This window comes from Streptomyces sp. SID14436, assembly GCF_010548465.1.
Classification (GTDB): domain Bacteria; phylum Actinomycetota; class Actinomycetes; order Streptomycetales; family Streptomycetaceae; genus Streptomyces.
In genome coordinates this window covers 1-8,855 of sequence record NZ_JAAGMD010000536.1, presented here as the reverse complement: position 1 = coordinate 8,855, position 8,855 = coordinate 1, and the positions used below count along the sequence as shown (strand labels likewise).

At 73.1% G+C, this 8,855-nt stretch carries 5 protein-coding genes and 1 pseudogene; 4 read left to right on the top strand and 2 right to left on the bottom strand.

Annotation, left to right across the window (positions count from 1 at the left end; translation table 11 throughout):
- Positions 1 to 237: 237 nt before the first annotated feature.
- Positions 238 to 1,131 (bottom strand): glycoside hydrolase family 19 protein, encoded by an 894-nt coding sequence (locus tag G3I53_RS18810; RefSeq protein ID WP_164334245.1) that lies wholly within the window; start codon positions 1,129 to 1,131, stop codon positions 238 to 240.
- A 312-nt stretch (positions 1,132 to 1,443) separates the two neighbouring features.
- Here G3I53_RS18810 and G3I53_RS18805 point away from each other — a divergent pair, with 312 nt between their 5' ends.
- Positions 1,444 to 1,884, top strand: coding sequence for an SPW repeat protein (locus G3I53_RS18805; RefSeq protein WP_164334246.1), 441 nt, complete (start codon positions 1,444 to 1,446; stop codon positions 1,882 to 1,884).
- 85 nt (positions 1,885 to 1,969) lie between these two features.
- Here G3I53_RS18805 and G3I53_RS18800 read toward each other — a convergent pair.
- Positions 1,970 to 2,745, bottom strand: a pseudogene (locus tag G3I53_RS18800) (GNAT family N-acetyltransferase).
- Positions 2,746 to 2,958: 213 nt separating this feature from the next.
- Between G3I53_RS18800 and G3I53_RS18795 the strand changes: the two are divergent.
- From G3I53_RS18795 to G3I53_RS18785, 3 genes are all read left to right on the top strand, one after another.
- Positions 2,959 to 3,444 carry a nucleoside deaminase gene (locus G3I53_RS18795; protein ID WP_031102022.1) on the top strand — a complete coding sequence of 162 codons (486 nt, stop codon included), beginning with the start codon at positions 2,959 to 2,961 and terminating at the stop codon, positions 3,442 to 3,444.
- Between the two features lie 141 nt (positions 3,445 to 3,585).
- Positions 3,586 to 7,902: an aminotransferase class I/II-fold pyridoxal phosphate-dependent enzyme gene (locus G3I53_RS18790; protein WP_164334249.1), complete on the top strand. Its 4,317-nt coding sequence runs from the start codon at positions 3,586 to 3,588 to the stop codon at positions 7,900 to 7,902.
- Positions 7,899 to 8,636 (top strand): class I SAM-dependent methyltransferase, encoded by a 738-nt coding sequence (locus G3I53_RS18785; protein WP_164334247.1) that lies wholly within the window; start codon positions 7,899 to 7,901, stop codon positions 8,634 to 8,636. The genes G3I53_RS18790 and G3I53_RS18785 overlap by 4 nt, the downstream gene beginning before the upstream one ends.
- Positions 8,637 to 8,855 lie beyond the last annotated feature (219 nt).

The following is an 8,855-nucleotide window of genomic DNA, read 5'->3' as shown; positions in this document are numbered from 1 at the left end:
CGTGCTCTGCACGTAGTACACGCCGGGCGGCGGGACCGCGTCGGCGCCGGCTGCCTGCCCGGGTGCCACGACGGTCGCGGCCAGCGCGACGGCCGCGGCGGACGCGGTCAGCAGGGCGTGGGGGGTGCGCATGGTGGAGGCCCTTCGTCCGGGGACGGCCGCGGCGCGCCGGGGTGCCCGGTGCGCCGCGGCCGTCCGGATGGTCAGGTGCATGACACCATGGCGTACCGTGCCGCGTCAGCAGTACAGGTTGCCGCCGGGCGACGTCCCGAGGATCTGGGTGAACTGCTGGTACTTGGTCACCCGGCTCTGCACCTGCGCCGGGTTCCGTCCGTCGCACTCCAGCGAGCCGTTGATGCTGCGGATGGTGTGACCGAAGCCCGCCTGCGACACCATGGCGTTGTGCCCGGTCATCGACCCGGGACCGGTCTGGGTGTTCCAGTACCACAGAGCCGTCTTCCAGGCGACGGCCGCGTCGTTCTGCACCAGCCAGGGGTTGTTCAGCAGATCGATGCCGAGCGCGTCGCCCGCCGCCTTGTAGTTGAAGTTCCAGCTCAGCTGGATCGGGCCGCGCCCGTAGTAGGCGGCCTGGCCGGCCGGGCACCCGTAGGGCTGTCCCCAGTCGCAGTAGTGCGGGTAGTTGGACGTGTTCTGCTCCACCACGTGCACCAGACCGCCGGTCTCGTGGCTGACGTTGGCCAGGAAGGCGGCGGCCTCCTGCTTCTTCACCGTGTCGCTGCCGGTGTTCGCGAAGCCCGGGTAGGCGCTGAGCGCGGCCTTCAGCCCGTTGTAGGTGTAGAAGGAGTTCCGGTTCGGGAACATCTGGTTGAACTGGGCTTCGGACACCACGAAGGTGCCGACCGGCGTGCCGGGCCCGTTGCCGTCACAGGCGTACGGCTCCCAGTACCAGGTGCTGATGACCGGGTCGTAGCCCGGATTGGCGTGCTCGGCGATGTACGCCCGGCCGTCGGTGTAGCGCACGATGTCACCGGCGTTGTACGCCTTTCCGGCCACCCAGTTCGGGTAACTGGAACACGCGGCGGCGGAGGCGGGCGCGGCGGGGAGGAGCACGGGGGCGCTGCCGGCCAGGGCGAGCACGGTGAGCGCGGCGGCGATGCGGTGTCTCGACAAGGGACCAACTCCTTTGCGGGACACGGCCGCTCCGGCGGGAGAGGACGCGAGGTCGCTCACCCCGCCCGCGCGCACCGGTGACCGGTCACGGGCGGTGGGGCGGCCGTGGTGGGGGGTGTGGAGGCACACTCAACCGCTTTGGTCTGTACCAGTCAAGGGTGTAGACCAGTCACGGTGGCCGATGCGCATCGGTCCACGCACCCCGGTCCGGCCCTACACATAAAGAACAAATAAGAGCAGAATGAGCTAACGCAAGGCATTTACCGCATACCGCCGCACAGACGGTCAGGACTGCCAGCGAAGGAGACGACCATGGCCAACGTCTCGCACCCGAGGGGTGACATCACGGGCCACCCCGATGCCTCCGAAATGCGCGCCCGCTACGACCGGATGCTCGGCGGTCGCGATGTGGCCCTCGTGGACGGACCGGTGTTCCTGCTCGGTCTGTACTGCGCGGTGTCCCCGTGGATCCTGCACTACACGACCAGCCAGCCCGCCCTGGTGACCCACAACCTGATCGTGGGCATCGCCATCGGCCTGCTGGCGCTCGGCTTCACCGCCGCCCCGGCCCGTATGTACGGGCTGAGCTGGGCCATGTGCGCCCTGGGCGTCTGGATGATCGTCTCGCCGTGGATCGTCGGCGAGAGCCCGGACGCCGGTGTGATCTGGAACAACATCATCATCGGGGCCCTGGCCGTGGTGCTGGGCGCCGTGTGCGCCGCCACGGCGGCGAGGACCACCCGCAGGACGTGACCCGTTCCGAGGGACCCCGCCGGGGCCGGGCGGCCCGTCCGCCGCCCGGCCTCCGCGATGAGCGGATCAGGGGTGTCGAACACTCCTAGGGGAGGTGAACATAGGGGGTTGTGGTGGTGAGCGCGGCGAAGCCCAGGCGCTCCAGGACCGGTCGGCTCTCCGCGGAGGCGTCGACCTGGAGGTACCGGCAGCCGTGCTCCGCCGCTGTCCGGGCCCGGTGGGCGACCAGCGCGCGGTAGACGCCCCGGCCCCGCCAGGAGGGCAGGGTGCCGCCGCCCCACAGGCCGGCGAATCCGGTACCGGGGACCAGTTCCAGCCGGGCCGCGCTCACCGGCTCGCCCCCGGCGAGGGCGAGGACGGCGGACACCGTGCCGGAGCCGTCGGCGAGCCGGGCGAGGAGGTCGCGGCGCAGGCGCGAACCGTCGGTGCCGAAGACCCGCTCGTGCACCGCCGCGACCAGAGCGACGCCCGCCGGATCGGTGACCGGCACGACGTCGACGCCCTCGGGCGGTGCCGCGTCGAGGTTGAGCGCGGCGATCTCACCGATCATCAGGGTCTCGTCCGGGCCCGGGGTGAATCCGGCCGCCACCAGCCGCCGGCCGAGGTCGGCGGGCCGGTCGTGGCCGTACAGCTTCCATTCGCAGGCCCGGCCGAGACCGGTGAACCGGCTGATCTGCTCGGCGATCACCGCGTCCGCGTCCCGCTCCGTGAGCGCGGACCACAGCACGCCGTTCAGCCGTGCTCCGGTGCGGTCTGCCGGACCACGGCCGCCGTCCGCTCGATCCGGGCGCCCGGGCCGTCGGGCCGCGCTCCCCGGCGGACCTCGGCGTCGAACAGGGCGAGGAGCGCGGCATGGTCCATGCCGCCCACTCCAGCACGGCGGCGCCGTCACGGGCAACGGAAATGGGGCCTGCCCGGCCACCGGAGTCCTCCGGGCCCGCGCCCCGGCCCGTCCCGCGGCCGGCGCCGGTCCGGTGTCCCCGGCCGGCCGGGAACGCGTCGGGAATCACACCGCACGGCCCGCGGGTTACCTTGATCGGCAACAGTGGTCACCCGCGTCGAGGAAGGCCGGTCATGGTCGTGAAGGAAGCCGAACTGTCGTACCTGCGCCGCTGCGTGGAGCTGGCGGCCGAGGCGCTGGAGGCGGGTGACGACCCCTTCGGCTCGGTCCTCGTGTCCGGCGACGGCACCGTGCTGGCCGAGGACCGCAACCGCACGGCCGCCGGGGACCGCACCCGGCACCCCGAGTTCGAGCTGGCGCGCTGGGCCGCGGAACGCATGACCCCGGCGGAACGCGCCGCCGCCACCGTCTACACCTCCGGGGAGCACTGCCCGATGTGCGCAGCCGCGCACGCGTGGGTGGGCCTGGGCCGCATCGTGTACGCCGCCTCCTCCGCGCAGCTGACCGGCTGGCTCGACGAGTTCGGTGTGCCCGCCCCGCCGGTGCGGCCGCTGCCCGTCGAGGAGGTCGCCCCCGGGGTGCAGGTCGCCGGGCCCGCCCCCGAACTCACCCAGGAGATCAAGGAGTTGCACCGGCGGTACCACCGCCCGGGCGACTGACCGGCCCCGGGGCCCGCCCTTCGAGATGCAGCGCGCGGGCCCCGGCGTCTACCATCGTCGGGACAGTCAGACCAGGCGACTGAGCCACCTGGTCTCCCCGATGGGGGATGGCGTATGCGCTCGCTTCCGGCGGCCCGGCTGATGGCGGGCTACACAGCGTTCGTCGCCGTGGCGACCGTCGTCTATCTGATGGTCCCGGCGGCCTGTGCGCCGCTGTGGGCGGTCATCGGCCTGTCGGGCGTCGCCGCCGTCGTGACCGGCATCCGCATCAACCGGCCCGCCCACACCTGGCCCTGGTGGGTCCTCGCCGGCGGGCTGCTCACCTTCATCGCGGGCGACACGTACTACAACGTGATGGAGGAGTACTTCGGCGCCGCCAATCCCTTCCCGTCCCCCGCGGACGCCCTCTATCTCGCGACCTACCCCCTGCTCGCCGTCGGCCTGTCCGGCCTCATCCGGTACCGGTACCCGCGGCGCGACCTGCCGAGCCTCCTGGACGCGATGATCGTCACCGGGGGGCTCGCCCTGCCGGTGTGGGTGTACCTGGTGCAGCCGCTCACCGAGGTACAGGGGCTGACCTGGGAGCAGCGGGCGATCAGCATCGCCTACCCGCTGGGCGACATCCTGGTGCTGGCGCTGCTGGTCCGGCTGCTGAGTCCGGCCCCGCTCAGCAGCGCCGACCGGTCCATCCGGCTGCTCGTGCTCGGCACCCTCACCCTGCTCTGCTTCGACATCGGCTACGGGCTGCTGCAGCTGAGGGCCATGTGGCAGGTGGGAACCCTGCTGGACGCCGGGTGGATCGTCTTCTACACGGCCTGGGGACTGGCCGCCCTGCACCCCTCCATGGTCCGGCTGACCACCGCCCTCCCCCAGCGCCGCTCCCCGTCCCTGCTGCCGCCGCCCCGGCGGCTGGTCGTCCTGGCCGTGGCCACGCTCATCCCCCCCGGGATCCTGCTCTACGAGGGGGTGACGCGCACGGCGCACGACGCCACCGTGATCGCCGCCTTCTCCGCCGGACTGTTCCTGCTGGTGATCCTCCGGCTCGGCAGCATGGTGGTGGCCCACCGCCGTGCCGTCGCCCGCGAACTGGCCCTGCACGGCACGGGCGCCAGCCTCGTGTCGGCCGTCCGTCCCAGCGAGGTGGTGTTCTCCTGCGAGACGGCCGTGGACCGGGTGCTCGGCCCGGGCGTCGACCACCGGACGCTGCTGCTGCCGGCCGACCGGGTGGCGGAACTGACCCCCGAGGGCAGCCGGCTCGTCACCCCCGGCGACCTCGGCCCGGAACTCGCCGGCGCGTTGCAGGGCATGCCCGCGGTCCTGCTCTGCCCGATGACCCAGCCCGACCGCCCGGCGGAACGGGTCCCCGGGGTCCTGCTCGTCGCGGGCCCCGACCGGGCGCTGGCCGAGGCGTGGGGGCCGCTGGAGATCCTGGCGTCCCACGTCGGACTGGCGATGGAACGGCTGGTGCTCCGACGGGAGATCATCCAGCGGGAGAGCGAGGCCTACTTCCGCACCCTCGTCCGCAACGCCTCCGACGTCATTTTGATCGTGGAGGACGACGACACCATCCGGTACGCGAGCCCGTCCGCCGCGTCGGTGTTCGGCACCGCCGACCTCGCCGGGAACTCCCTGCCCGGGCTGCTCGACCCGGCGGACCGCCAGCGGGCCGTGCGGGAACTCGCCGCCGTGCGGGACAGGCAGTCCCGCGCCGGGCACGACCACTGGTGGGTGCGGCGCCGCGAGGGCCGCGTCGAGGTGGAGGTGCGGTGCAGCGACTTCCGCGCCGAGCGGACCGTGGCCGGGCTGGTGGTGACCCTGCGGGACGTGACCGAGCAGCGGCGCCTGGAGCACGAACTGACCCAGCGCGCCTTCCACGACGCGCTGACCGGGCTGCCCAACCGCACCCTGCTGCTGGAACGCATCGAACGCGCCCTGCTGCGGGGCCGCCGCGAATCCTCGCTGGTGTGCCTGCTCTTCATCGACCTGGACGACTTCAAACTGGTCAACGACACCCTGGGGCACGCGGCCGGCGACGGACTGCTCGTCGCGGTGGGCAACCGGCTGTCCCGGGCCCTGCGCCGCACGGACACCGCCGCCCGGCTCGGCGGGGACGAGTTCGCCGTGCTGATGGAGGACGCCCGCGAGCCTCTGGACGCCGAGTCGCTGGCCACCCAGATCATCCAGACCCTCAGCCGGCCCTTCGAGCTGGCCGACGAGTCGGTCACGGTCTCCGCCAGCGTCGGCGTGGCCACGGCACGCGACAGCGCGGACGCGCAGGAACTGCTCCGCCACGCCGACCTCGCCCTGTACGCGGCGAAGGCGGCCGGCAAGCGGCAGTGGCGGCGCTTCCGGCCGCTGCTGCAGGACCGCATGGTCGAGCGGCACGACCTGCAGTCGCAGCTGGCGCGGGCGGTGGCCGGCAAGGAGTTCACACTGCGCTACCAGCCCGTCGTCGACATCGCGGCCGGTGAGGTCGTCGGTTTCGAGGCGCTGGTCCGCTGGCCGCACGGGTCCCGCGCGCCCATACCGCCGGAGCAGTTCATCGGTCTGGCCGAGGAGACCGGGCACATCGCGCCGCTGGGCTCGTGGGTGCTGGAGAACGCGGTCAACGACATCGCCGGACTGCAGCGCGCCAACGGCGGGGACCGGCCGCCGTACGTGAGCGTGAACGTCTCGGCCCGCCAGTTCCGGGACGTCGGGTTCGTGGAGCAGGTCGGCGAGGCCCTGCGCACCCCGGGGCTGGTGCCCGGATCGCTCCAGCTGGAGCTGACGGAGACGGTGCTGCTGCGCCACGACGACCGGATCCGCACCGTGCTGGACTCGCTGAAGGACCTCGGGGTGCACATCGCGGTCGACGACTTCGGCACCGGCTTCTCCTCCCTGCGGTACCTGCGCGACTTCCCGATCGACGTGCTGAAGATCGACAAGACCTTCATCGACGACATCACGCAGGACACCCAGCAGGTGGCGCTGGTCGAGGGCATCGTGCGGATCGCCGACACCCTCGGGCTGCAGGTGATCGCCGAGGGCATCGAGGAGTCCGCCCAGCGAGACCTGCTGTCCGCCATGGGGTGCCGCTTCGGCCAGGGCTATCTGTTCGCCCGGCCCATGACGGTGGAGGAGAGCGCCCACGTGCTGCGCCGGCCCGGCCGGCGGCACTACGCGCCCGGGCCCCGCCGGGCCGGACGGGGCGCGGACGGCGAGGAGCAGGCCGCGCGGGCCCTGCGGGTGCGGCAGCGGGCGCACCGCTCCGAACTGGACCGGCTGCGGCGCACCAGTCCGATGAGCGACGCGGTCCTGGACGAGGTGCGCGGGCGGCACATCCGCAGCGGCGACCACTGGCTGATCGACTTCGCGTCCTGCAACTACCTGGGCTTCGACTGGGACCCGGAGATCATGGAGTCGGTGGGGCCCGCCGTGCGCCGGTGGGGCACCCACCCCAGCTGGTCGCGGCTGCTGGGCAGTCCCCGGCTGTACCCGGACATCGAGGAGCGTCTGGCGGCGCTGCTGGGCGCCCCCGACACCCTGCTGCTGCCGACCCTCACCCTGATGCACTCCTCGGTGATCCCCGCCCTCGCCGACCAGGGGCACGTGTTCGTGGAGGCGACCGCGCACCGCACCCTGTACGACGGCTGCGTGGTGGCGCGCGCCCAGGGGGCCACCCTGCACCGCTTCCACGCCGAGCGGCCGGGCGAGCTGAACACCCTGCTGGACTCGGTGCCGCCGGGCACGCCCCGGCTGGTGTGCCTGGACGGCGTCAACAGCATGAGCGGCAACATCCCGGACCTGCCGGCCCTGGCCGCGATCTGCCGGGCCGCCGACGCCACCCTGTACGTGGACGACGCCCACGGCTTCGGGGTGATCGGCGAGCGCGGGCCGGACGAGCCGTGCCCGTACGGCCTGCGCGGCAACAGCATCGTGCGGCACACCGGGGAGAGCTACGACTCGATCGTGCTCACCGGCGGCTTCTCGAAGGCGTACTCGTCGCTGCTGGCGTTCCTCGCGCTGCCGACCGACCTGAAGAACCGGCTGAAGACGGCCGCGGCGCCCTACCTGTACTCCGGGCCCTCCCCCACGGCGTCGCTGGCCACCGCGTTGGCCGGGCTCGACGTGAACGACCGGCGCGGCGACGCGATGCGGGCCGACCTGTACCGCAAGACGGTGCGGCTGCTCGACCACCTCGACGGCCTCGGGGTGGACACCCTGAACACCGACCGGCTGCCCATCGTGGAGATCCCCCTCGCCAACCCGGACGACATCGACGCGGTCGGCTCCTACTTGTGGGACGAGGGCATCTACGTGACGCTGGCGGCCTACCCGCTGGTGCCGCGCGACCGGGTCGGCTTCCGGGTCCAGATCACGACGCTCAACTCCGACGACGACATGGACCGGCTGGCCGGGACGCTGACCCGGCTGGCGGCGCGCTTCCCGCTGCGGGCGAAGGAGCGGACGCCATGACCACACACAACGACGACGTGGACTGGGACAGCTGGCCGGTCGCCGACTACCTGGCGGAGAACTACCGCGACGTGCACCCGTCCGACGCGGCGGTCATCGCCCACCACAGCGCCTTCTACCGGCGGCTGCCGCGCCGCGGTGTCGACCGGTCGGTGGAGTTCGGGGCCGGGCCCAACCTGTATCCGCTGATCCTCGCGTCGGCGGTGAGCCGCCGGATCGACGCCGTGGAGGCCGGGGCGAGCAACGTGGCCTACCTGGAGCAGCAGTTGCAGCACCGGCCGGACGCCAGCTGGCAGGAGTTCCACGCGCTGTGCCGGCGGCTCGACCCGGACGTGCCGCCGACCCTGGCGGGGGCGCTGGCGCCGGTCCGGGTGGTCCACGGCGACGTGCGCACGCTGCCCCCGGGCGCGTACGGGCTGGCCTCGATGCACTTCGTCGCGGAGGGCGCCACCGAGGACCACGCGGAGTTCGCCGCGTTCTGCCGCGCCTTCGTCCGCGCGGTGCGTCCGGGCGGGTACCTGGTGGCGGCGTTCATGGAGAACATGCCGACGTACCGCATCGGCCCGACCTCCCGCTGGCCCGGCTGCCCCGTGGACCCGGACACGGTGACCCGGGTCTTCGCCCCGCTGACCCGTGAGCTCACGGTCACCCGCATCGACAGCGACACGACCCTCCCGGACTACGGCGACTCCGGGATGGTGCTGCTCACCGGCGTGTCCCGGGGGACGGCCTGACGTCCGGTGCCCCGTGGTCCCGCGGGGTGCGGGGCACCGGAGGACGCCTGTCAGCCCCGCGGACGCGTGCGGAAGCGGCGGTGCAGGGCCACTCCGGCCAGGAACAGGGCCGCACCGGTGGCCGCCGCCGGGAGGGCGCCGTCGGTGCCGGTCTCGGCCAGCGCGGCGGTCCGCTCGGTGTGCGGGGCGGGCCGCGGGGCCGGGAGGGTGCGCGGGGGT

Coding starts and splice junctions, on each gene's coding strand:
- G3I53_RS18805 (WP_164334246.1), top strand. CDS start 1,444: ATGGCCAACGTCTCGCACCCGAGGGGTGACATCACGGGCCACCCCGAT.
- G3I53_RS18795 (WP_031102022.1), top strand. CDS start 2,959: ATGGTCGTGAAGGAAGCCGAACTGTCGTACCTGCGCCGCTGCGTGGAG.
- G3I53_RS18785 (WP_164334247.1), top strand. CDS start 7,899: ATGACCACACACAACGACGACGTGGACTGGGACAGCTGGCCGGTCGCC.
- G3I53_RS18790 (WP_164334249.1), top strand. CDS start 3,586: ATGGCGGGCTACACAGCGTTCGTCGCCGTGGCGACCGTCGTCTATCTG.